Origin of the sequence: Clostridium aquiflavi (genome assembly GCF_031344075.1) — a bacterium.
Classification (GTDB): Bacteria; Bacillota; Clostridia; order Clostridiales; family Clostridiaceae; genus Clostridium; species Clostridium aquiflavi.
Window position 1 is genome coordinate 46,142 of sequence record NZ_JAVJAN010000002.1, and the last position, 22,224, is coordinate 68,365.

At 35.5% G+C, this 22,224-nt stretch carries 25 protein-coding genes; all 25 read left to right on the forward strand.

The features are described 5' to 3' along the window. The first annotated feature begins 288 nt into the window (after positions 1-288). The 25 genes from RGC78_RS00820 to RGC78_RS00940 all read left to right on the forward strand — a co-directional run bounded on the left by RGC78_RS00820 (position 289) and on the right by RGC78_RS00940 (position 22,210). Positions 289-780, forward strand: a complete 492-nt coding sequence (locus tag RGC78_RS00820) for a sigma-70 family RNA polymerase sigma factor (RefSeq protein ID WP_309555762.1) — start codon at positions 289-291, stop codon at positions 778-780. A gap of 116 nt (positions 781-896) precedes the next feature. After that, positions 897-1,103 (forward strand): hypothetical protein, encoded by a 207-nt coding sequence (locus RGC78_RS00825; RefSeq protein WP_309555763.1) that lies wholly within the window; start codon positions 897-899, stop codon positions 1,101-1,103. Beyond that, on the forward strand, positions 1,096-1,437 hold the full coding sequence (locus tag RGC78_RS00830) for an rRNA biogenesis protein rrp5 (RefSeq protein ID WP_309555764.1): 342 nt from the start codon (positions 1,096-1,098) through the stop codon (positions 1,435-1,437). The genes RGC78_RS00825 and RGC78_RS00830 overlap by 8 nt, the downstream gene beginning before the upstream one ends. After that, the gene (locus RGC78_RS00835; protein WP_309555767.1) at positions 1,430-2,593 is read left to right on the forward strand and encodes a DUF2800 domain-containing protein; all 1,164 of its coding nucleotides are present in this window, start codon (positions 1,430-1,432) and stop codon (positions 2,591-2,593) included. The genes RGC78_RS00830 and RGC78_RS00835 overlap by 8 nt, the downstream gene beginning before the upstream one ends. Further along, positions 2,571-3,119 (forward strand): DUF2815 family protein, encoded by a 549-nt coding sequence (locus RGC78_RS00840; protein ID WP_309555770.1) that lies wholly within the window; start codon positions 2,571-2,573, stop codon positions 3,117-3,119. The genes RGC78_RS00835 and RGC78_RS00840 overlap by 23 nt, the downstream gene beginning before the upstream one ends. A gap of 77 nt (positions 3,120-3,196) precedes the next feature. After that, positions 3,197-5,146 (forward strand): DNA polymerase, encoded by a 1,950-nt coding sequence (locus RGC78_RS00845; RefSeq protein ID WP_309555773.1) that lies wholly within the window; start codon positions 3,197-3,199, stop codon positions 5,144-5,146. A gap of 91 nt (positions 5,147-5,237) precedes the next feature. Beyond that, on the forward strand, positions 5,238-5,906 hold the full coding sequence (locus RGC78_RS00850; RefSeq protein ID WP_309555775.1) for a Rha family transcriptional regulator: 669 nt from the start codon (positions 5,238-5,240) through the stop codon (positions 5,904-5,906). A gap of 14 nt (positions 5,907-5,920) precedes the next feature. After that, positions 5,921-6,139, forward strand: coding sequence for a hypothetical protein (locus RGC78_RS00855; protein WP_309555776.1), 219 nt, complete (start codon positions 5,921-5,923; stop codon positions 6,137-6,139). Then, a complete protein-coding gene (locus RGC78_RS00860; RefSeq protein WP_309555779.1) occupies positions 6,126-6,560 on the forward strand; it encodes a DUF7768 domain-containing protein in 435 nt (144 codons plus the stop codon). Before RGC78_RS00855 ends, RGC78_RS00860 begins: the two co-directional genes overlap by 14 nt. Next, positions 6,557-8,920, forward strand: a complete 2,364-nt coding sequence (locus RGC78_RS00865; RefSeq protein ID WP_309555781.1) for a virulence-associated E family protein — start codon at positions 6,557-6,559, stop codon at positions 8,918-8,920. Before RGC78_RS00860 ends, RGC78_RS00865 begins: the two co-directional genes overlap by 4 nt. 220 nt (positions 8,921-9,140) lie before the next feature. Continuing rightward, positions 9,141-9,422, forward strand: a complete 282-nt coding sequence (locus RGC78_RS00870) for a VRR-NUC domain-containing protein (RefSeq protein WP_309555782.1) — start codon at positions 9,141-9,143, stop codon at positions 9,420-9,422. After that, a complete protein-coding gene (locus tag RGC78_RS00875) occupies positions 9,403-10,764 on the forward strand; it encodes an SNF2-related protein (protein ID WP_309555783.1) in 1,362 nt (453 codons plus the stop codon). Before RGC78_RS00870 ends, RGC78_RS00875 begins: the two co-directional genes overlap by 20 nt. Next, positions 10,757-10,978, forward strand: a complete 222-nt coding sequence (locus RGC78_RS00880) for a hypothetical protein (protein ID WP_309555784.1) — start codon at positions 10,757-10,759, stop codon at positions 10,976-10,978. Before RGC78_RS00875 ends, RGC78_RS00880 begins: the two co-directional genes overlap by 8 nt. Before the next feature lies 1 nt (position 10,979). Then, positions 10,980-11,408: a hypothetical protein gene (locus tag RGC78_RS00885; RefSeq protein WP_309555786.1), complete on the forward strand. Its 429-nt coding sequence runs from the start codon at positions 10,980-10,982 to the stop codon at positions 11,406-11,408. 114 nt (positions 11,409-11,522) lie between these two features. Then, on the forward strand, positions 11,523-11,900 hold the full coding sequence (locus RGC78_RS00890; protein ID WP_309555788.1) for an HNH endonuclease: 378 nt from the start codon (positions 11,523-11,525) through the stop codon (positions 11,898-11,900). Positions 11,901-12,177: 277 nt separating this feature from the next. After that, positions 12,178-13,422, forward strand: a complete 1,245-nt coding sequence (locus RGC78_RS00895) for a site-specific DNA-methyltransferase (protein ID WP_309555790.1) — start codon at positions 12,178-12,180, stop codon at positions 13,420-13,422. Positions 13,423-13,490: 68 nt separating this feature from the next. Then, the gene (locus tag RGC78_RS00900; protein WP_309555791.1) at positions 13,491-13,802 is read left to right on the forward strand and encodes a hypothetical protein; all 312 of its coding nucleotides are present in this window, start codon (positions 13,491-13,493) and stop codon (positions 13,800-13,802) included. A 239-nt stretch (positions 13,803-14,041) separates the two neighbouring features. After that, a complete protein-coding gene (locus RGC78_RS00905) occupies positions 14,042-14,761 on the forward strand; it encodes a virulence-related protein (RefSeq protein WP_309555793.1) in 720 nt (239 codons plus the stop codon). Between the two features lie 100 nt (positions 14,762-14,861). Beyond that, entirely contained in the window at positions 14,862-16,070 is a 1,209-nt protein-coding gene (locus RGC78_RS00910) for a protein NO VEIN domain-containing protein (protein WP_058953047.1), read from the forward strand. 65 nt (positions 16,071-16,135) lie between these two features. Further along, on the forward strand, positions 16,136-16,606 hold the full coding sequence (locus RGC78_RS00915) for a phage terminase small subunit P27 family (RefSeq protein WP_309555794.1): 471 nt from the start codon (positions 16,136-16,138) through the stop codon (positions 16,604-16,606). 2 nt (positions 16,607-16,608) lie between these two features. Beyond that, positions 16,609-18,159, forward strand: coding sequence for a terminase large subunit (locus RGC78_RS00920; RefSeq protein ID WP_309555796.1), 1,551 nt, complete (start codon positions 16,609-16,611; stop codon positions 18,157-18,159). Between the two features lie 11 nt (positions 18,160-18,170). Further along, positions 18,171-19,457: a phage portal protein gene (locus tag RGC78_RS00925; RefSeq protein ID WP_309555797.1), complete on the forward strand. Its 1,287-nt coding sequence runs from the start codon at positions 18,171-18,173 to the stop codon at positions 19,455-19,457. After that, complete coding sequence (locus RGC78_RS00930) at positions 19,444-20,283, forward strand: head maturation protease, ClpP-related (protein ID WP_294181009.1); 840 nt, start codon at positions 19,444-19,446, stop codon at positions 20,281-20,283. The genes RGC78_RS00925 and RGC78_RS00930 overlap by 14 nt, the downstream gene beginning before the upstream one ends. Next, complete coding sequence (locus RGC78_RS00935) at positions 20,280-21,563, forward strand: phage major capsid protein (protein WP_294181007.1); 1,284 nt, start codon at positions 20,280-20,282, stop codon at positions 21,561-21,563. Before RGC78_RS00930 ends, RGC78_RS00935 begins: the two co-directional genes overlap by 4 nt. A gap of 164 nt (positions 21,564-21,727) precedes the next feature. Then, a complete protein-coding gene (locus RGC78_RS00940; protein WP_294181005.1) occupies positions 21,728-22,210 on the forward strand; it encodes a PDDEXK-like family protein in 483 nt (160 codons plus the stop codon). Positions 22,211-22,224 lie beyond the last annotated feature (14 nt).

A 22,224-nucleotide genomic window follows, 5' to 3' on the forward strand; every position in this document is an offset into this window, starting at 1 on the left:
GCTGTCCAATTCTCACTTACAATAATGATAGACGAAGGAAAGGTTCTTCGTAGTTAGAAAGAATTAGACCATTCCTTGTCTACAAAAAAATATCAAATGCCTGATTTGCAATAAGGGCAAAGGATACATATTGCTACGTTTCAGTCCATTTAGGATTGTTATGCGTTGCAATAGAAGTACCTTACCTTGTTGCGCTCATTTTCAGGACAAAGGATCTGTGTACTTCGAGGCACAGACCTATTTTTGTATCCTTTGCTGCCAATGCAGTTCGGCGGAAAGGATGCACTTATGTTAAGAAATTACAAAACAAGCAAAAAGAACAGAACAAATTATATTTATTACTCAGCTGATGGAGAGACAATAAAAATCGTGCCAAATAAGAATGGTGTAACAGATGCTATCATTGCTACTCTACATAATTTGGATGATGCAGAAGTAGATGATAATCGCCGTGAGAACTATCATACTCCAATGCACATTGATGCCTATCATGATAAGAATCAGGATGATGCAGCTGATCGTAATGCCTATCTTACTGATAATGATTCTAACCCATTGGAAAACATTATCCAATCCATTGAAGAAACTGAGCATGCGGAAAAGATAGACAGGCTAAGAGCAGCTATTGAAACTTTAAAACCTCAGCAGAAGGAATTAATCAAAAAAGTATTCTATGAAAAGCGTACCAATGTTTCTATTGCGGCTGAGGAAGGCGTTAGTGAAGCAGCTATTAGAAACCGCCTAAAAAGGATTTATGACAACCTTAGTAAAAAAATCTGAAAAATGGGGGCTAGAATCATCTTAAATAAAGTTTTCAAAAAAAGGGGTTCGATTCCCCTAGATTTTTTGCATATGGACAGAGGGTAAATAAAGCCCTTCAGAAAGGAGCAAAAGCTATGAGTTTAAAACATAAAGTATGTATCAACATTGCACATCCAAGCGGTAACCCTAATCCTGTTATTGAGAGTGGTACAATGCAAATCCGTAAAAGATTGTTAAATTTTCTTTTCGGTGAAAAAGTGAATGTACTTGTTCTTACACCGGGTGATTCGGTTGAAACCGTGGAAATCCGTGAACTTAAAGGAGGTGAAAGCAGTGAGTAAAATCAAGTTGCTGCTTGATGTGGTTTCAGATATGCGATCCTTGGCAGACAGCCTGCAGGCTGTTTGTGATGCAATGGCAGAAAGCGAACCTGCAGATAAAGATAAGAAACCTGCTCCGGTTAAAGAGGCAGAACTAAAGAAAACAGCAAAGTCAGCTGATAAGAAAATTAAGCTTGAGGATGTAAGGGCTGTCCTTGCAGAAAAGAGTCAGGCTGGTCTCACTGCCGAAGTGAGAAAGATCATTAAAAAATATGGCGGTTCCAAATTAAGTGAAGTGAACCCAAAACATTATGCGAATATACTGAAAGATGCGGAGGTACTAGGTAATGAGTGATCACGCGGTACTTTCCGCGTCCGGGTCTCACAGGTGGCTCAATTGTCTTCCATCTGCAAGATTGGAACTGAAGTTTGCAAATAACGAATCCAGTGCAGCGGCTGAAGGCACCGCAGCTCACGCCCTTTGTGAATATAAGCTTAAAAAGGCACTTCGCATGAGAAGCAAGCGTCCTGTTTCGGATTATAACACCGATGAGATGGAAGAACACAGTGATGTCTATGTGGAATTTGTGCTGAAGCAGCTTGAATTGGCAAGGCAAAGCTGTAGGGACCCACTGGTGCTTATTGAACAACATCTTGATTTTTCCCGCTATGTACCACAGGGGTTCGGAACCGGTGACTGCATCATCATTGCTGATAAAAAGCTCCATATTATCGATTTCAAGTATGGCATGGGTGTATTGGTGGATGTTGTGGAAAACCCTCAGATGAAATTGTACGCACTTGGCGCTTTGGAAATCTACGATAGACTGTATGACATTGAGGAGGTTTCCATGAGCATCTTCCAGCCACGCAGGGAGAATATCAGCACGTGGACTATATCGGTAAAGAAATTAAAAGACTGGGCAGAAAATGAACTGAAGCCAAAGGCGTTGATGGCTTATGACGGTGAAGGCGAATATCTTCCGGGTGAGTGGTGCACTTTCTGCAGGGCGGCTGTTAAATGCCGTGCAAGGGCGGAAGAAAATCTGAAACTGGCACAGATGGAGTTTAAACTGCCGTCTCTACTTAATGATTCAGAAATTGAGGAAGTTCTATTCAGGCTATCCGACCTTACGAAGTGGGCAAATAAAATTATGGCTTACGCTACAGATGCTACAGTGAATCATGGAAAAAAGTGGCATGGCTTTAAGATAGTCGAGGGCAGATCTGTCCGCAAATATAAGAATGAAGATGCCGTGGCTGAAGCAGCTAAGGCAAATGGCTATAATGATATCTACCGTCAGAGTCTCATTACCCTTACGGAAATGCAGAAACTGATGGGTAAGAAACAATTTGAGAAAATTTTAGGTGGGCTCATATATAAACCACCAGGAAAGCCGACACTGGTTCCAATTACGGATAAAAGAGCGGCTATGAATACATCAAATGCAAATAACGAATTTAATGAAATTATGGAGGATGAAAATTATGATAAATCAAAGCAAAACTAAGGTTGTTACAAGTGTAAATACACGTCTAAGCTACTTTCACGGCTGGGAACCGGCATCAATTAATGGAGGTGCTGAAAAATACAGCGTATCAGTACTTATCCCTAAGACGGATACAGAAACTATCAATGCTGTTAATGCAGCAATAGATACAGCAATTGAAGAAGGGATTTCAAAGTTTGGTGGTAAAAAGCCAAATAAGGCTGCTATTAAACTGCCTTTAAGAAATGGTGACGCAGAACGTGATGATGAGGCATATAAAGGACATTATTTTGTAAATGCCAATAGCATAACAGCACCTCAGATTGTAGATAAGGCAGTAAGACCTATCCTTGACCGCAATGAAGTGTATAGCGGATGCTACGCAAGAGTGTCTTTAAATTTCTATGCTTTCAATATTAATGGCAACAAGGGTGTTGCCTGTGGACTTGGAAATATCCAAAAGATTAAAGATGGTGAGCCTTTAGGCGGTAGAAGTAATGCAGCTGATGATTTCACAACTGTGGAAGATGATGATTTTTTAGCATAAGAAAAATAAATATAAAGACGAGGTGGCGGATGACATTCTTCTGCTGCCTTGTTTGCTTTTGAAAGGATGGTATTTATATGAAATTTATTTCAATAGACATTGAGACCTTTTCCAGTGTCAATCTTCAAAAGTCAGGTGTATACCGTTATGCCGAGAGCGAGGATTTTGACATTCTTCTGTTTGGATATTCAGCAGATGGAGGAGAGGTGAAGGTGATTGACCTTGCTGGAGGTGAGAAAATTTCAATTGAAATTATAAATGCTCTTACTGATGATTCTGTTATTAAATGGGCATTCAACGCACAGTTTGAAAGAATCTGCTTATCAAAGTGGCTTGGTATGAAAGCAGGTACTTATCTTTCTCCTAAGTCATGGCACTGTACTATGATTTGGGCGGCAACTCTAGGGCTTCCATTATCCCTTGAGGGTGTTGGAGCAGTATTGGGTCTTAAAAAACAAAAATTATCAGAAGGTAAAAATCTAATTAAATATTTTTGCATTCCCTGCTCTCCAACAAAATCAAATGGTGGGCGTACTCGTAATTTACCACACCATGACATAGAAAAATGGAAAATGTTCACCTTCTATAACAAACGTGATGTGGAAACAGAAATGGCAATACAAAATAAATTATCTAAATTTCCTGTATCCGAAACCGAATGGCAGAATTACCACTTAGACCAGATGATCAATGACTGTGGTATTAATCTTGATATGGATTTTGTAAAACAGGCAATTTCCTGCGATGAAAAATTAAAAGAAGAAAATATAAAAAAAGCAAAGAAGTTAACAGGTCTTGAAAACCCTAATTCTACTGCACAATTAAAGGATTGGCTTCTTAAGCAGGGTATGAAAACAGATTCTCTTTCCAAGGCAGTAGTTTCGGAGTTGCTTGAAGATTCAGATGGAGAAATACATGAGGTGCTTTCAATTAGACAGCAGCTTGCAAAAAGCAGCGTAAAGAAATATACAGCAATGGAAAATGTGGTTTGCAGTGACAGCAGAGCCAGAGGGTTAATTCAGTTTTATGGTGCAAATAGAACAGGCAGATATTCAGGCAGGCTCATCCAGGTGCAAAATCTGCCTCAAAATCATCTGCCTGATTTAAAACAGGCTCGCTCTTTAGTGAAAGATGGAAACTTTGCAGCTTTAGATTTACTATATGACAGCATTCCAAATGTGCTGTCAGAATTAATTAGAACAGCTTTTATACCAATGTATGGGAGTAGGTTTATTGTAGCAGATTTTTCTGCAGTTGAGGCTCGTGTTATTGCATGGCTTGCTGGTGAGAGATGGAGAATGGATATATTTGCAGGTGGTGGGGATATCTATTGTGCTTCAGCATCACAGATGTTTAATGTTCCTGTTGAGAAAAACGGTATTAACGGGCATTTAAGGCAGAAAGGCAAAATAGCAGAATTGGCCTTGGGTTATGGCGGGTCTGTAGGAGCACTTAAAGCTATGGGCGCAGTTCAAATGGGACTTGCTGAAGATGAGTTAAAACCTATCGTCGATGCGTGGAGAAATTCTAATCCTAATATAACTTCTCTTTGGTGGAGGATAGACCGTGCAGTAAAAACTGTAGTAAAAACAAAACAACCAATTGGGATATATGGTATCGGAATTTTTTATCAAAGTGGAATTCTATTTATTAAGCTGCCAAGCGGAAGAAGGCTTGCCTATGTGAGACCTCTTATTGGAGAGAACAGATTCGGCGGTGAGTCTGTCACCTATGAAGGTGTTGGCGGCACGAAAAAATGGGAACGAATAGAAAGTTATGGTCCTAAATTTGCAGAGAATATTGTTCAGGCAATCAGCCGTGATATTTTAGCAGAAGCAATGCTTAGATTATCTGCTCATGGATTTCAAATTGTAATGCACGTTCATGATGAAGTGGTTCTTGAAGTTCCAGTAGGGAAATCTTCTGTAGAAGAAGTATGTAGGATTATGAGTGAAACACCAGCATGGGCAAAAGGACTGATTCTTAATACTGATGGCTATGAATGTGAGTTTTATAAAAAAGAATAAATAATACCCAATTTAGAGGGTTCGATTGTTTCGGATTTTTGGCATATAGGCAGAGAAGTAATTCTCGGACTATATTACAGGAGGTTTTCTTATGAAAGAATTGATACCCAAAGACGAATATGGTGTATTTGCCGACACCAATGATACGGCAAGAGTGGATAGTTTGTTTGTGTCAGAGTTCTTTGAAAAACAGCATTTTCATGTACTGCGTGATATTGCAAAAATCACTGACACCAAATCTGGATTGAGTGAAGAGTTTACTAAATCCAACTTTGAGCTAACCCATTACAAGGATAGTACTGGCAGAAAATTACCGTGCTATGCCATGACCCGTGATGGTTTCACCATGTTGGTTATGGGATATACAGGGCAGAAAGCAATGAAGTTCAAAGAGCTATACATCAAACGCTTTAATGAAATGGAGCAGTTTATTAGAACTCTTGTTTCGGCTCGTAAGGAGTTCCCGTTATTGACAGACAACATTAAGTTACTTCATGAAAATCCAAAGCCATATCACTTTAGTAATGAATGCGACATGATTAACCGCATTGTTACCGGGATGTCAGCAAAGCAATTTAGAATTGCAAACGGTATTGAAAAAGGTAAGAGTATCCGTCCCTATCTATCTGATGAGCAGATTACGATGCTTGAAACTTTACAGAAAGTAGATGTGGGTTTGCTAGTAGCTGTTCCGGAGTATGAACAGCGTAAGCGTCATCTGGAATGGTACGTTACAAAATTAAAAGACAAGGAAATATAAAAGGGGGAAAATTAATGTTTTATGTTAAAGAAAAAATTAGTGATGCTATGGAAGTAGCGGTTGAAATAAATGATGAAAATGTATTCTGCACCTGTCCTAGCTGTGGATGCGAAGTTAATGTTGACCTTTCAGAAATATTTAGTAATGGTGAAGCAGATTTATATGGTACTAATGTTTATTGCAGTGAATGCAGCAAAAAGGTAAGAGAGGAAAAGGGCTATGAATATAAATAAATTTAACTCCGAGGGTTATTATGATCCAACTCCTTATGCTGCAATTACAAATATTACTAAAGGTTTAAAGGCAGAAAAAAACTCTGTCTTTAAACCTCTTGTATATATTTGCTCACCGTATTCAGGGGATATTGAGGAAAATGTAAAAAAGGCACGTGATTTTTGTAGGTTTGTATTGGAGATGAATTGTATCCCGCTTGCTCCACATTTGCTTTTTCCTCAGTTTATGAATGATGACATTCCACAGGAGCAGGAACTAGCTATGTTTATGAATATGGTCTTACTTGGAAAATGTAATGAACTCTGGGTATTTGGTGACATTATTTCAAATGGGATGGCACAAGAAATTGAAAAGGCAAAGAAACGGAAACAGTTAATCAGATATTTTAATGAGAAGCTGCAGGAGGTAGGGAGTTTATGAAAATTGCAGTTGGCAATAGCCGTATGGATAAAAAGTGGAAAAACACAGATATTTCATGGGAAGATTTTTGCTCCCGTGTAAAGACTACTCAAAAAACAACAGAAACCATAGAAGAATACCGCAAACTAAAAAGGGGACAGCAGGATGATATTAAAGATGTGGGTGGATTTGTGGGCGGCTATTTAAGGGAGGGCAGACGTAAGAAAGGGCATGTGCTTTGCCGTTCTATTTTAACATTAGATATGGATTATGCAGCAGCCGATATATGGGAGGAGATTACAATGATTTTTGATTTTAAATGCTGTATGTATTCAACCCATAAACATACACTAGAAAATCCAAGATTCCGTTTAATCATTCCACTTGCCCGTGAAATTAGTGAAGAAGAGTATGCAGCTGCTGCTCGTATGATAGCAAAAGAAATAGGCATTGACCTTTTTGATGATACAACCTATGAGGCAGAACGCCTTATGTACTGGCCTTCAACGTCTTCAAATGGTGTATTTGTATATAAAGAAAATGATGGGGCATTACTTGATCCAGATTTATATCTTGCCAAATATGATGATTGGCACGATACCACTACTTGGCCAGTATCTTCACGCCAATCTGAAATTATTAAAAGAAGTTTAAAAGAACAAGCAGATCCTCTTTTAAAGGAGGGTGTAGTAGGAACATTCTGCCGTACTTATTCAATTCGTGATGTAATTGAAAAATTCTTAAATGATGTTTATAAACCATCTGCAGTTGAAGGCCGCTATGATTATATTCCTGCTGACAGCAGTGCTGGTGTAATTATTTATGATGATAAATTTGCATACAGCCATCATGCTACAGACCCTGCAAGTGGTCTGCTTCTAAATGCATTTGACCTTGTACGTATCCATAAATTTGGTTCTCTCGATGATAAGGCGGCTGTAAATACAGCTGCAGGTAAACTGCCGTCTTATGTGGCAATGTGTGATTTTGCAATTAAAGATACTGCAGTAAAAGCAGAATTTGCAAAAGAGAGACAAGCACAGGCAGAAGATGAATTTTCAGAGGATGATTGGCAGACTGCTTTAGAACTTGATAAGCAAGGTAAAGTAAAGGACACTCTGGATAATATTGTGCTGATTTTGCGTAATGATGACAGGTTAAAGTCACTTGCTTTTAACTGCCATCGTGATGGTATAGATGCCAAAGGCGGGTTGCCTTGGAAGCAAATTAAGTACGGCTGGAATGATTCAGATAACTCATCTTTAAAGGTGTATCTAAGCAGTAAATATGGAATTTATGCTCCTGCTAAAACAAAAGATGCTGTGCTGGCAGTAGCTGCGGAAAGAGCTTATCATCCCATCAGGGAGTATCTTGATAATTTGCCCAAATGGGATGGTGTGGCCCGTGTAGAAAATCTTCTGATAGATTATTTTGGAGCAGCTGACAGCACATATACAAAAGCAGTGATTAGAAAAACAATGGTGGCGGCAGTTGCACGCATATATCAACCAGGAACAAAATTTGACAGCGTACTTATCTTAAATGGGCCACAAGGTATTGGTAAATCTACATTCTTCGCAAAACTAGCCGGAGAATGGTTTTCAGATAGCTTAACCATTACAGATATGAAAGATAAGGCAGGTCCAGAAAAGCTTCAGGGGTATTGGATGCTTGAGCTTGGTGAACTCGCTGGAATGCGTAAGACAGATGTTGAAATTGTTAAATCTTTTATTTCAAGAGTAGATGATAAATATAGGGCAAGCTATGGGGTAAATGTAGAAAATCACCCCAGACAGTGCGTTATTGTTGGTTCTACTAATGCTGAGAATGGATTTTTACGAGATATTTCAGGCAACCGCAGATTTTGGCCGGTGCGTATCAATGGTAATTCTGATAAAAAGTCATGGCAAATTACTACTGAAGAAGTGCAGCAGATTTGGGCAGAGGCTATTTATCTATATAAACAAGGCGAAAAACTCTATCTAGAAGGTGATGATGCTGTTCTTGCCAGTGGTGAACAGGCTGATGCCATGGAAACTGACGAGCGCGAAGGCTTGGTGCGTACTTATCTTGATATTCTTTTACCAGAGGATTGGGGCACAATGTCTTTATACGAACGTAGAAATTTCCTTGGAGGCAGCGAATTTGGCGGCGGCACTCGTGTAGGTACTGTAAAACGAAATCTTGTCTGCAACATGGAAATTTGGTGTGAGTGTTTTTGCAAAGATGCATCTTCTATGAAAACAGCAGATTCTTATGCTATTGGAGCCATTATGAGAAAAATCAGTGATTGGAGCAAGTACTGTGGGAACAAAAACGGAACAAGCAATTTTCCTATCTATGGAAAGCAGCGTGCTTATTCCAGAGTAAAGGAACGTTAGCAGGGCTGTACTATACTCTGTTTCTAAATTGGTTCACTTAAAAAAGCTAGTGGATTAAAGAAAAATAAGTTATTTGGAATAGGTGGAACAAGTTAAAGTCTATATAAACAAAAAATAATAAAAAAGAAAAAGTGAGTGTGTGCAGGTGTATGTATGTGCGCGTATAGGAAATTAGTTCAAATTTGTTTTCTTGTTCTAATTTAAAAATTGGGAGGTATTTATGCTTGAAAAATATATTGAAAATAAACTTGTAACAGCAGTAAAAATGATGGGCGGCATTTGTCCTAAGTTTGTATCACCCGGATTTGATGGAGTGCCAGACCGGCTAGTGCTTTTACCACATGGCAAGTTCGCCTTTGTTGAATTAAAGGCAAAAGGTAAGAAAATGAGACCACTGCAAGTAAATAGAAAAATGCAGCTGGAGCAGTTAGGCTTTTTGGTTTACTGTATAGATGATTCAGGTAAGATTGGGGGGATCTTAAGTGAAATACAATCCTCATGACTATCAAAACTTTGTAACTAATTTCATATTAAAAAATCCTATCTCAGCAGTATTACTGGATATGGGTCTTGGCAAGAGTGTAATAACGCTTACTGCCATATTTGACCTCTGCCTTGACAGCTTTGAAATTTCAAAAGTTTTAGTTATTGCACCACTTAGAGTGTCTAGAGATACATGGCCTTTAGAAATAAAAAAATGGGATCATCTTAAAGGACTTACTTATTCAGTAGCTGTAGGCAGTGAAACACAAAGAAAATCAGCACTTATGCAAAAGGTAAATATTTATCTTATCAATCGTGAAAATGTGGACTGGCTGATAAATGAAAGTGGCATTCCATTTGACTATGACATGGTGGTAATAGATGAGTTGTCATCCTTTAAATCTTATAGTGCTAAGAGATTTAAAAGCCTATTAAAAGTAAGACCTAAAGTAAAACGTATTGTGGGACTTACAGGAACTCCAAGCAGTAACGGCTTGATGGATTTATGGGCAGAGTTTAGACTTCTTGATATGGGCAAAAGACTGGGAAAATTTATAACTCATTACCGTAATAACTTCTTTGACCCTGATAAAAGAAATCAGCAGATGGTATTTAGTTATAAACCAAAAGCTGGTGCAGAAGATGCAATTTATCGTCTTATTTCGGATATTACCATTTCTATGAAAAGCACAGATTATTTGAAAATGCCGGAATGTGTTATAAATGAGGTTGTTGTAACTCTTTCAGAAAAAGAACGCAAAGCTTATGATGGCATGAAGCAAGATTTGGTTTTATCCCTCAAAGGCGAAGAAATAGATGCTGTAAATGCAGCAGCTTTATCAAATAAACTTTGTCAGATGGCAAATGGTGCTGTGTATGGTGAGGACAAGCGAGTGTTTACGATACATGATAAAAAACTTGATGCGCTGGAAGATTTAATTGAATCAGCAAATGGAAAGCCGGTGCTTGTGGCTTATTGGTTCAATCATGATTTAGAAAGAATTAAAAAGAGATTTAAGGTTCGTGAAATAAAAACTTCAAAAGACATTAAGGATTGGAATAATGGTGAAATAGAAGCAGCAGTAATTCATCCAGCATCAGCAGGACATGGACTAAACCTTCAGGCAGGAGGTTCAACTCTTATATGGTTTGGGCTTACCTGGAGCTTAGAGCTCTATCAGCAGACCAATGCAAGATTGTGGAGACAAGGACAAAATGAAACAGTTGTTATCCACCATATTATTACTAAAGGGACTATTGATGAGGATATAATGAGAGCTTTAAAACGAAAAGAAAAAGTACAGTCAGATTTAATAGCTGCAGTAAAGGCTAAGTTAAAGGAGGGCAAAACTTATGAATAAAAATTGCTTTGCAAATAAAAACAATAGGTGTAAAATCCTTAACAGTATACAGTGCTCTAAAACTACTTGTTCATTCTTCAAAACTGAAGAGGAGCAAGAGGAAAGCATTAATAGAGCAAATGCTCGTATTGCTTCACTAGATAAGGCAATTCAAAAAAGTATTGCTGATACTTACTATAATGGCAAAATGCCTTGGCTAGAGGGGGACAAGTAATATGACAGCGAAACAATATTTATCACAGGCATATAGAATTGACCAAAGGATAAACAGTAAACTTGAGCAGATAGTATCCTTAAGGGCATTAGCTGCAAAAGCTACATCCACATTAAGTGATACACCGCCTAGTGGAACACGTAATGTGCATTCTATGGAGGACACAATAGCTAAAATGGTGGATCTGGAAAATGAAATAAATGCGGATATAGACACATTAGTTGATTTAAAAAGGGAATTCGTATTTATTATAAAAAAGATTAGCAACCCTGAATACCAAATATTGCTGGAGCTTAGATATCTTTGCTTTAAGACCTGGGAACAGATAGCAGTAGAGATGGGGTATGACTTACGTTATATTCATAAACTTCATGGAAAAGCATTAGAAAATTGTGAGATGAATTTAAAAGAGGACACTAAAAGACACTGAAAGACACCTTAGAAAAATGATAAAGTTATAATAGAAAAGTAGAAAGAAAATGCAAAAAGTCATCGCAGACAAACTGTGGTGACTTTTTATTTTGATAAAAACGAGGTGAATCAATTGCCAAGAAAACCAGCTAGACCTTGCAGTTATCCAGGATGCCCTGAACTTACAAGTGAAAGATACTGCAGTAAGCATCAAAAAGAAATTGATAGCAGATATGACAAGACAAGCAGACCTTTTAAGAAACTCTACAACAGCAGGTGGAGAAAGATTAGAAAACAATTTTTAAAAGAGCATCCTCTCTGTGAAGAATGTAAGAAACAAGGAGTAATTACTGCCGCAGAAGTAGTTGATCATGTTATACCTCACAAAGGTAATGAGAAACTTTTCTGGGATGAGAGCAACTGGCAGTCTTTATGCAAGCATCATCATGATGTTAAGACTGCAAAGGAAGATGGTAGGTTTGGAAATAAGAATGAAGTTTATTCTTATTAAGTTATCAACAGAAACTTGTAAATAACCTGTTGGCAACTTGTTGATAATTTTTTTGAAGAGGTAGGGGGTATAATTTCCTCTGGAGTTGTACCGGAAAGGCCGGGTGGCCCCCTTTGTGTAAAAAACCGCAAAATTGCAGAGGGGGGTATAATCTAAAAATCAAATATGAAAAGTGCTGAATTTTAAAGGAATTACAGAAAGTTTTTCACCTTAAGAAGTTAAATGAAAAATATACTTTTTAAGGTGTTTTCTATTTGCTTTTAAGGAAGGTGATAATTTGGAGATTCAAAAGGTATCTGTTGAAAAACTTAATCCAGCTAAATATAATCCAAGAAAAGATTTAAAGCCGGGAGATCCTGAATATGAAAAACTTAAAAGATCAATTGAAACCTTTGGATATGTAGAACCTGTAATTTGGAATAAGAAAACAGGAAATATTGTGGGAGGACATCAAAGATTTAAAGTTTTAAAACAGGAAGGCGCAAAGGAAATTGAATGCGTAGTCGTTTATATAAGTTCAGATGAGGAGAAGGCATTGAATGTAGCTCTTAATAAAGTAAGTGGAGAATGGGATATGCCAAAGTTAGCTGATATTTTAGATGAACTTGATAAATCTATGTTTGATATCTCTCTTACAGGATTTGATGCCGCAGAGATAGAAGATTTATTTTCTAAAGTTCATGATAAAGATGTTAGTGACGATAACTTTGATGCAGATAAAGCTCTTGAAGAAATAGAAGAATCTATAACAAGAGCAGGTGATCTGTGGGTATTAGGAAAACATAGGTTAATATGTGGCGACAGCACTAAAACCTCTGATGTTGAAAAGCTTATGAATGGAAAGAAAGCTAATTTATGTGTTACCGATCCGCCTTACAACGTTAATTATTCAGCAGGAAAAGAAAATGAAAGAGTTATAAAAAATGACAGCATGGATGATAAGAGTTTTCATGAATTTTTATTGGCTGCTTTTAAAAATATCTACTCAGTATTGGATGATGGTGCAGGAGCGTATATTTTCCATGCGGACACAGAAGGATTGAACTTTAGAAAGGCTTTTAGAGAAGCTGGATTTCATCTTTCAAGTGTATGTGTTTGGGTAAAGCAGTCATTGGTTTTAGGAAGAAGTGATTATCAATTCCAGCATGAGCCTGTACTTTATGGATGGAAACCAACAGGGAAGCATAGATGGTATTCAGATAGAAAACAGACAACTGTATGGAATTTTGATAGACCAAGCAAAAGTCCGGATCATCCAACAATGAAGCCGGTACCATTAATAGCATACCCAATTAAGAATAGCAGCATGACAAACTGTATAGTATTTGAACCTTTTGCAGGAAGTGGTTCTACATTAATTGCTTGTGAGCAGACGGAAAGAATATGTTATGCAGTAGAGCTTGATGAAAAATATTGTGATGTTATTGTAAAAAGATATATAGAAACTGCTGGAGATGAAGGAGTTTTTCTAATTAGAGATGGCAAAAAGATAGAATATAAAAATGTACTTAAAGTTGAATAAAACCCTTGCTATTACTGTGTTTTAGAGTGATATATAGTATAACAAAAAAGCACATGGAGGGAAAGAAAATGAGAGCATTATTTGGAAGAAAGGTTTTAAATTTAAAGGAACTTGAGGAATTTACAAAAGAAGCTAAAAAAGATGGAATGAAAGGAACAGCTTATGAAGTTGTAAAAGAAATAGAATTAAGTGATAATGAATTTGAACAGTTTGCAAAGGAACTTTGGAAGGATCAGACATGGATATCAGAAGAAGATGGGGGCTGCAACGAAAAAGGTGAGTTGAGATGCATAAGAGTAAAAAATATAAAAACAAATAAAATCATTTTGGTAGATTCAGAAGGATATACATACCCAAGATATACAGCCCTAGAAAAATAAAAAGCCTGCAGGGGCTTTTTTTAGTTGATAAATTTAACTGCTGCTAATGTAAAAATTATAATTGCTGAAATAGTTACAAGAGTATCTATTCTTATAAAACTTGATTTTTTCATTGATATCACCGCCTTGGTACTCATATTAGCCTTTATTTAAAGAAAATAAACCTTCATAAATAACTTGATATATCCGTGCTTTAGAGTGATATATGTAATAACAAAAAAGCACAGGAGGTAATTGATTTGGATAGAAAAGAAACTGTAAAAATATTAGGTGAGCGTTTTGGGGTGAGACCAGAATATATGGGAGTACCAAGCTTTGCTTACCAAATACAAACATCAGGAGGAATTATAACTATCGATAGAGATGGTAAAATTAAAAACTCAAAAGGTGTTGAAGTAGAACTTCAGGAATTGTTAAATAATTTTCAAGAAGAAAGTGTAAAAGCAGAGACTGAGCATTCAGAAATTATATTCTCAATGGCTGGGCATACAGGGATCACCTTAAGAAATCTAATAAATATGATAAGCAGTAAGCAGACTCTTATAAAAAAGGCACTAGGCATTGAAACAGAAATTGTCACAAAAGAATTTGTGGAAGGTATAAATAACATAAGGATTGCGAGCATTGAAGATTTTAAAACAGCAGCTTTAGAAATTGGAGTAGAAAAGTGTCCGGGCATTAGTTTCGATTTTGAAAAGAAAACTTTAGAATTTAAATTTATAAAAGGTTTTGAAAATGCTGAAATTGCTGACCAATTTGCTGGGGCACTTAATGAAAGCTCAAAGAAGTTTAAACATTCTTCTCCAAAGGAAAGGCAAACGGATAATGAAAAATACACCTTCAGAACCTGGCTTTTAAGGCTTGGATTTATAGGAAATGAATATAAAAATGCAAGAAGTGAGTTACTTAGTAAGCTAGATGGTAATAGTGCTTTTAGAAAAGGAAAATCAGAAAAATAAAATCTTACTGTGAGTAAGGCAAAGTTAATAAATAAATGATTATTGAATTGTTACTTTCTTTAAATTAGTATACTATTGTTGGTGATAGGAGATGAAAGTAATGATTCAGGAAAATATTGATAATTTTATAAATAGTAATTTGTCTGATGAGAAAAATAAAGAATTTAAAAAGTTGGAAAAATTAAGACAAGAGTTTATCAATAAATTTAAACTAGACACTATACTAAGCTTAGAAATTGATAAATATATTGTGGGTAAAAAAGGTTTGATTAATGGAGGGGATGACACATTTTGTTATTGGCTAGAAACGAAATTAATGAATCTTGGGAAAATCAAGGGAGGATCAACAGCTGATAAAAAGTTCGGAGTATATTATGGCAAAACTAAAAATGAGGATGAAAAGAAATATAGAACAATTAATAAATGGGGAAATAATTATCAAGAAGCATTCGGAAACATAAAATTATCAATTTACCATTTGCTTATGGATGGTAAAAATGAAGACTTTATTAAAATTCATGAGAATAAATTATCGCCTATGTTTAAAGGAAAAATATTATCAACGTATTTTCCAGAAAAATATATAAGTATATTTTCAGAGGAACATATAGATTACTTTTTACAACACTTACCTATTTATTTTGAGTATGAAAAAGCTAAGACAATAGAAATGAAAAAACAATTATTATTGGAGTTTAAGCAAAATGATGAAAAAATGAAGCTGTGGAATAATTATATATATATGGTTTTCTTATACACATACTATTCACCTAAGAAAAAAGATAATAGTGGTGATAAAGGAAAATACCAATTAAATCCTAAAGTCGATTATATCGATTTTAACTATATAGGTAGATTAGAAAATGATAAATCTGTTAAAGGTAAAAATAAGAAACCAGATTATGAAAAAGAGATGAAAAGAAAAAAATATATAGGTAACCTTGGGGAAAATATTGTTTTTAATGAGCAAATTAAAAGTCTAAGAAAAATCGGTAGAGAAGACCTTGCAGAAAAAGTAACAGTTGTTTCTACAGAAGATGATAGACTTGGCTATGATATTTTATCATTTGATAAACATGGTAATGAAATATATATTGAAGTTAAGTCAACAATAAGTACTGCAAATAACATAAATTTTATTATTACAGATAATGAGTATAGACAAGCTATGGAAAAAGAAAATTATATGATATATCTTATTTATGAAGTTGAAACAAATAATCCTAAAATACACATATTAAATAAAAATATGTTAAAAAAGGATTATATGCAGCCAATTGCATATAGAGTAAGAATTAAAACAAAGTAATTAATTTATGAGGAGAGTCATTGAATGGCTCTTTTTGTGTTGTATGGAGAAATGGAGGTGAAACCATGGCGACAAGAGGAAGAAAACCAAAACCAACAGCTCTAAAGGTTCTTGAAGGAAATCCAGGGAAAAGACCTTTAAATATGAACGAACCAAAACCCGAAAAGAAAGCTCCAAAATGTCCGTCATGGCTTGAACCAGAAGCTAAAAAAGAATGGAGAAGGATGACAAAGACATTAGAGAAAATAGGGGTACTTACAAAAGTAGATGCAGCTGCTTTTGCCGGATACTGCCAAGCTTATGCAAGATGGAAGGAAGCAGAAGAGTTTTTAACAAAGCATGGTACTATTTTTAAAACACCATCAGGATATATTCAACAGGTACCGCAGGTTTCTATTGCTCAGACCTATCTTAAAATTATGAAAGACTTTTGTTCTGAATTTGGATTAACACCATCATCCCGTACTAGGATTAGAGTAGGTGCAGAAACAGGTAAAACTGATGATCCTATGGAAGATATTCTAAGGATGGTGTGAAAATGTTTGACGAAAAGAAAGCTGAAAAAGTAGTAAAGTTCATAAATAATTTAAAGCACACAAAAGGTGTGTGGCATGGAGTTCCTTTTGATTTATTACCCTGGCAGGATAAAATTATTAAAGATATATTTGGAACAGTTAAGGATAATGGCTATAGAAAATACAATACAGCCTATGTAGAGATCCCAAAGAAAAATGGAAAAAGTGAAATTGCCGCGGCTATAGCTCTTTATCTTACCTGTGCAGATAATGAATGGGGAGCTGAAGTTTATGGCTGTGCCGCAGACAGGCAGCAGGCATCTATTGTATTTGATGTGGCAGTAGATATGGTTGACCAATGTCAGGCGCTTAAAAAAAGAATAAAGCCTGTAATATCTCAAAAGAGATTAGTGTATATGCCTCTTGGAAGCTTTTATCAAGTTTTATCTTCAGAGGCATTTAGTAAACATGGACTTAATGTTCATGGAGTAATTTTTGATGAGTTACATGCACAGCCTAATAGAGAATTATATGATGTTATGACAAAGGGCAGTGGTGATGCAAGAATGCAGCCGCTGTTCTTTTTAATTACAACGGCTGGAACAGATAGAAATTCTATATGCTATGAGGTACATCAAAAGGCAGAGGATATTTTAAGAGGTAAGAAAATTGATAAAACCTTTTATCCTGTGATATATGGAATTAAAGATGAGGATGATTGGAGCTTAGAGGAGAATTGGTATAAAGCTAATCCATCGCTAGGGCATACCATTGACATAGAAAAAGTTAGGAATGCTTTTAATAGTGCAAAGGAAAATCCAGCTGAAGAAAATATATTCAGGCAGCTTAGGCTTAATCAATGGGTTAAACAATCTGTAAGATGGATGCCTATGGATGTCTGGAACAAGTGTTCTTTTGAAGTTAATATTGAAAAACTTAAAGGTAGAGAATGTTATGGCGGCTTGGATCTTTCAAGTACTAATGATATTACTGCCTTTGTTCTAGTGTTTCCGCCAATAAATGAGGATGATAAATATTATGTTTTACCTTTCTTCTGGATACCAGAAGATAATTTGAAACTTAGAGTAAAAAGAGATCATGTTCCCTATGATGTATGGAAAAAACAAGGCTTTCTTGAAACTACAGAAGGAAATGTTATTCATTATGCTTTTATTGAAAATTTTATAGATAAACTTGGAACACAATTTAATATAAAGGAAATAGCCTTTGACCGCTGGGGAGCTGTGCAGATGGTTCAAAACTTAGACGGCTTAGGTTTTACTGTAGTTCCTTTTGGACAAGGATATAAAGATATGAGTCCACCAACAAAAGAGCTTATGAAAATAACTCTAGAACAGAAAATAGCTCATGGGGGACATCCAGTTTTAAGCTGGATGATGGATAACATATTTGTAAGAACAGATCCAGCTGGAAACATAAAGCCGGATAAAGAAAAGTCCACTGAAAAAATAGATGGAGCTGTAGCTTTAATAATGGCTCTTGATAGAGCAATAAGACATGAATCTAAAGAATCAGTTTATGAAAAAAGAGGAATGAGAAGTTTACTTGATTAGGAAGTGATGTTTTGAAATTTATTGATAGATGTAAGCTTTTTTTAACTCCACAGAATGCATTATTTGAAGTTCTGCAGAAATATTCTCAGGATTTTTTAGCTGGTGAAGATGTTCCTACAGCAGATAATACAACTATAGATGCTAATACAGCTATGAGTTTTACAGCAGTTTTTGCCTGCAACAGGGTACTTTCAGAAACACTTGCAAGTTGTCCTATATTTTTATATGAGAAAGACAGTAAAGGTAATAGAGTTCAAGTTACAGATGCTCCAGAATATCAGCTGATGCATTATAATCCAAATCCAGAAATGACACCGGGGCAGTTTAAGGAAACAGGGATGAGTAATATGAATTTGGGTGGAAACTTTATAGTTCAAAAGGTATTTAATCTTCATGGTGATTTATTAGAACTTAGACCTATTTTATGGAGCAGAGTAAGGATTGATATAGATAAAGACACAGGAAGGCTTCTTTACTTTATTGATGGTAAAACTGAGCCGAAGACAAGAGATGAAATACTACATATTCCAGGTTTAACTTTAGATGGTTATATAGGAGTAACACCTCTAACTTATGCGGCGTTAACTATTGATATTGGATTATCTCAAGACAAATTTGAAAGAAATTTTTATCTTAATAGGGCATCGACAAGTGGAATATTTCAGTATCCTAATGAACTAGGAGACGAGGCTTTTAAGAGATTAAAAAAGGACATAAAGAAAAATTATACAGGACTTCAAAATGCAGGGGTGCCTATGATACTTGAGGGTGGAGGTCAATTTAAAGAAGTTACTATGAAACTTACTGATGCACAGTTTTTAGAATCCAAGAGATTTAGGATAGAAGATGTATGTAGAATATTTAGAATACCACTTCATTTGGTACAAGATTTAACAAGGTCAACCAACAATAACATAGAACACCAAAGTCTTGAATTCATTGTTTATACTATGCTCCCATGGTTTAAAAGATGGGAAGAAAATTTGAACTTGCAGCTGCTTTCAGATGAATCAAAAAGAAAAAATAGATATTTCGAGTTTAAGGTGGATGCACTTTTAAGAGGGGATGCACAGACTAGAGCTTCAGCTTATGCACAGGGCAGACAATGGGGATGGCTTAGTGTAAATGATATAAGAAGACTTGAAAACATGGACCCAATTGAAAATGGGGATATATATTTACAGCCTTTAAATATGAGTGAGGCTGGTGCTGATGATATAGAAAATAAAAATAAGAAATTGGCGGAGCAAATATATGAAATGATTTCAAAAGGTGGTGAAAAGCGTGAGCAAAGGTAAGAAGTTCTGGACATTTAATGCAAAAGAAAATAGTGATGAAGGAGAGCTTCTTTTATATGGAGATATAAGTGATTCAACTTGGTGGGGAGACGAAATTACGCCTAAAAATTTTAAGGAAGAATTAGATTCACTTGGAGACATTAAAACCTTAAATGTTTATATAAACAGCGGCGGCGGTGATGTGTTTGCAGGACAGGCGATATATTCAATGCTAAAAAGGCATAGTGCAACAGTTAATGTTTATGTGGATGGACTTGCAGCAAGTATAGCTTCAATAATTGCTATGGCAGGAGATAACGTTAAAATGCCTAAAAACGCAATGCTTATGGTGCACAATCCTTGGTCTTTTGGTATGGGGAATGCAAATGATTTTAGAAAATTAGCTGATGATCTGGATAAAGTAAGAGAAAGTATGATTTCAGTATATGAAGATAAAACGGGAATGGAGAAAGAAAGTATAGTTGAACTAATGGATGCAGAAACTTGGATGACAGCGGAGGAAGCATTAGAATTTGGTTTTGCAGATGAAATTGAAGAAGAAAAACAAGTAGCAGCTTCGTTGAATAATAGAATATTTGCTATTAATGGATTAAAGGTTGATATTACTAGATATAAAAATCTTCAAGTAGGTAAAATTCAGTTTAAAGAGTCAATTCCAAGTGAAAGTAAAGTTAATAAGCTTAAAGAACAGCCTGTTAACGTAGAAGAAATTAAAGAAAAAGTTACAGACAAAAATAAAGTTCTGGCAGCTAAGGATGAAAAGCAAGTTCCTATAGATTTATACAAAAAACTAAATGAAATTCATGAGAGGAGATTTAATATATGAGTTTAAAAGAAATATTAAAACAAAAACTTGACTCACAAGCAGCTATAGTACAAGGTGCAATTGATGCAGCAAGAGCAATGAATGAAGAGGAGCAAAAGTTATATGATGATTTAGAGGTAGAAATTAAAAATCTTGAAAAAACAATAGAAGCAGAAGACAAGCTAAAAGAAAGAGAAAAGCTTAATAAGACACCAGTCAATGAACCTATATATGCTAAACCTAAAGATCCTAATGAAAAGAAATGGAAAGGCGGCATGGGAGAATTTCTTCAAGCTGTAGCAAAGGCATCTTCACCAGGTGGAATAATGGATAACAGGCTCATATATCAAAATTCAGCATCAGGACTAAATGAAAGTGTAACTTCAGAAGGCGGCTTTATGCTGGAAAATGATTTTATACAGGATATGTTTGATGTTATGATGTCTGAAAGTCAGGTTGCAAACAGAATAAGGATGATTCCAATTGGTGCAAATACAAATAGATTAAGAACTCTTGGTATTGATGAAACCAGCAGGGCTAATGGAAGCAGATGGGGCGGTGTTCAAGCTTACTGGATAGCTGAAGCAGAAACTGTTACAAAGTCAAAGCCTAAGTTTAGAGAAATTGATATGGCACTTCAGAAATTACTGGCACTTTGCTATGTTACAGATGATTTACTTCAGGATGCAACAGCTCTTGAGGCTATAGTAAAACAAGCTTATGCTGATGAAATGAGTTTTAAAATAGATGACGCAATTATTAATGGAAGTGGTGTTGGTATGCCACTTGGAATACTTAATTCAGATGCACTTGTATCAGTACCAAAAGAATCAAATCAAGCTGCAGGAACTATAAAGTACGAAAATATACTTAAAATGTGGAGTTCAGTGCCTGCAAGGCTTAGAGCAAATGCCGTGTGGTATATTAATCAAGAAATAGAACCTCAGCTTTATACTATGGCACTTAATATAGGAACAGGAGGAGCACCTGTATTTTTACCATCTGGAGGAGCTTCAAGTTCACAGTACAGCACTCTTTTAAACAGACCAATAATTCCAATAGAACAGTGCTCTCCATTAGGTAAAAAAGGAGATATTATACTTGCAGATCCTACACAATATATAGGAATAGATAAAAAAGCACCGACAGCAGATGTGTCAATACATGTAAGATTTTTATACGATGAACAGGTATTTAGATTTATCTATAAGTTTAATGGTGCTCCTTATAGAAATAAACCAATTACACCTTATAAGGGAGCTAATGCTTTAAGTCCATTTGTTACTTTGGAGGATAGATAGGAATTCAGGCTTATTATGTTACAAATAACTTGAAAGCCCAAACTAATAGTAGTTTCTGGTATAATATTTATAAATATTATTATGGCTTCATATAAAAGGACGTTAGAACACATATAAGTTATACAAAATGAAGCTTTTAAATAATGGAAGTGGGGGAAATTAAAATGCCATTAACACAAAATTCAAGAGCACCAAAACAAATGGGGGATTTTGGAGAAGGGTTAGTAAATTATGTGCTAATTAAGAAGGGTTATGAAGTTGCTTATGTAGACCATGTTGGAGCAGATTTAATATCAGAGAAAGATGGAAATAGGTATGCAATTTCAGTAAAAACTCGTAATTTTAAAAAAGGTTCTAATGAAAGCAGAATGTATTCATTTAGTGATGACCATATTAAAAAAATTGAGTTTTTCTCAAATCAGTTTAATTTAGAACCGGTAATAGCTTTTGTTTTAATTACAGAAGATGATAAGACATTAGAAGTATTTATTATTAAGGTTAAAGATATTTTAGAAGGCAGGGTATTAAATAAAATAAAAGATGGGTATAGCATTCGCTTTAGTAGTAAAAATAAGCTAGATTTAATAAATAGTCAGTATGTAGACTATTCGTGTTGGAAGGATGAGGTAATTGGAAATAGATTCTAACAAAATAATAGTAA

Coding starts and splice junctions, on each gene's coding strand:
- RGC78_RS00820 (WP_309555762.1), top strand. CDS start 289: ATGTTAAGAAATTACAAAACAAGCAAAAAGAACAGAACAAATTATATT.
- RGC78_RS00825 (WP_309555763.1), top strand. CDS start 897: ATGAGTTTAAAACATAAAGTATGTATCAACATTGCACATCCAAGCGGT.
- RGC78_RS00835 (WP_309555767.1), top strand. CDS start 1,430: ATGAGTGATCACGCGGTACTTTCCGCGTCCGGGTCTCACAGGTGGCTC.
- RGC78_RS00840 (WP_309555770.1), top strand. CDS start 2,571: ATGATAAATCAAAGCAAAACTAAGGTTGTTACAAGTGTAAATACACGT.
- RGC78_RS00845 (WP_309555773.1), top strand. CDS start 3,197: ATGAAATTTATTTCAATAGACATTGAGACCTTTTCCAGTGTCAATCTT.
- RGC78_RS00850 (WP_309555775.1), top strand. CDS start 5,238: ATGAAAGAATTGATACCCAAAGACGAATATGGTGTATTTGCCGACACC.
- RGC78_RS00855 (WP_309555776.1), top strand. CDS start 5,921: ATGTTTTATGTTAAAGAAAAAATTAGTGATGCTATGGAAGTAGCGGTT.
- RGC78_RS00860 (WP_309555779.1), top strand. CDS start 6,126: ATGAATATAAATAAATTTAACTCCGAGGGTTATTATGATCCAACTCCT.
- RGC78_RS00865 (WP_309555781.1), top strand. CDS start 6,557: ATGAAAATTGCAGTTGGCAATAGCCGTATGGATAAAAAGTGGAAAAAC.
- RGC78_RS00870 (WP_309555782.1), top strand. CDS start 9,141: ATGCTTGAAAAATATATTGAAAATAAACTTGTAACAGCAGTAAAAATG.
- RGC78_RS00880 (WP_309555784.1), top strand. CDS start 10,757: ATGAATAAAAATTGCTTTGCAAATAAAAACAATAGGTGTAAAATCCTT.
- RGC78_RS00885 (WP_309555786.1), top strand. CDS start 10,980: ATGACAGCGAAACAATATTTATCACAGGCATATAGAATTGACCAAAGG.
- RGC78_RS00900 (WP_309555791.1), top strand. CDS start 13,491: ATGAGAGCATTATTTGGAAGAAAGGTTTTAAATTTAAAGGAACTTGAG.
- RGC78_RS00910 (WP_058953047.1), top strand. CDS start 14,862: ATGATTCAGGAAAATATTGATAATTTTATAAATAGTAATTTGTCTGAT.
- RGC78_RS00915 (WP_309555794.1), top strand. CDS start 16,136: ATGGCGACAAGAGGAAGAAAACCAAAACCAACAGCTCTAAAGGTTCTT.
- RGC78_RS00920 (WP_309555796.1), top strand. CDS start 16,609: ATGTTTGACGAAAAGAAAGCTGAAAAAGTAGTAAAGTTCATAAATAAT.
- RGC78_RS00935 (WP_294181007.1), top strand. CDS start 20,280: ATGAGTTTAAAAGAAATATTAAAACAAAAACTTGACTCACAAGCAGCT.
- RGC78_RS00940 (WP_294181005.1), top strand. CDS start 21,728: ATGCCATTAACACAAAATTCAAGAGCACCAAAACAAATGGGGGATTTT.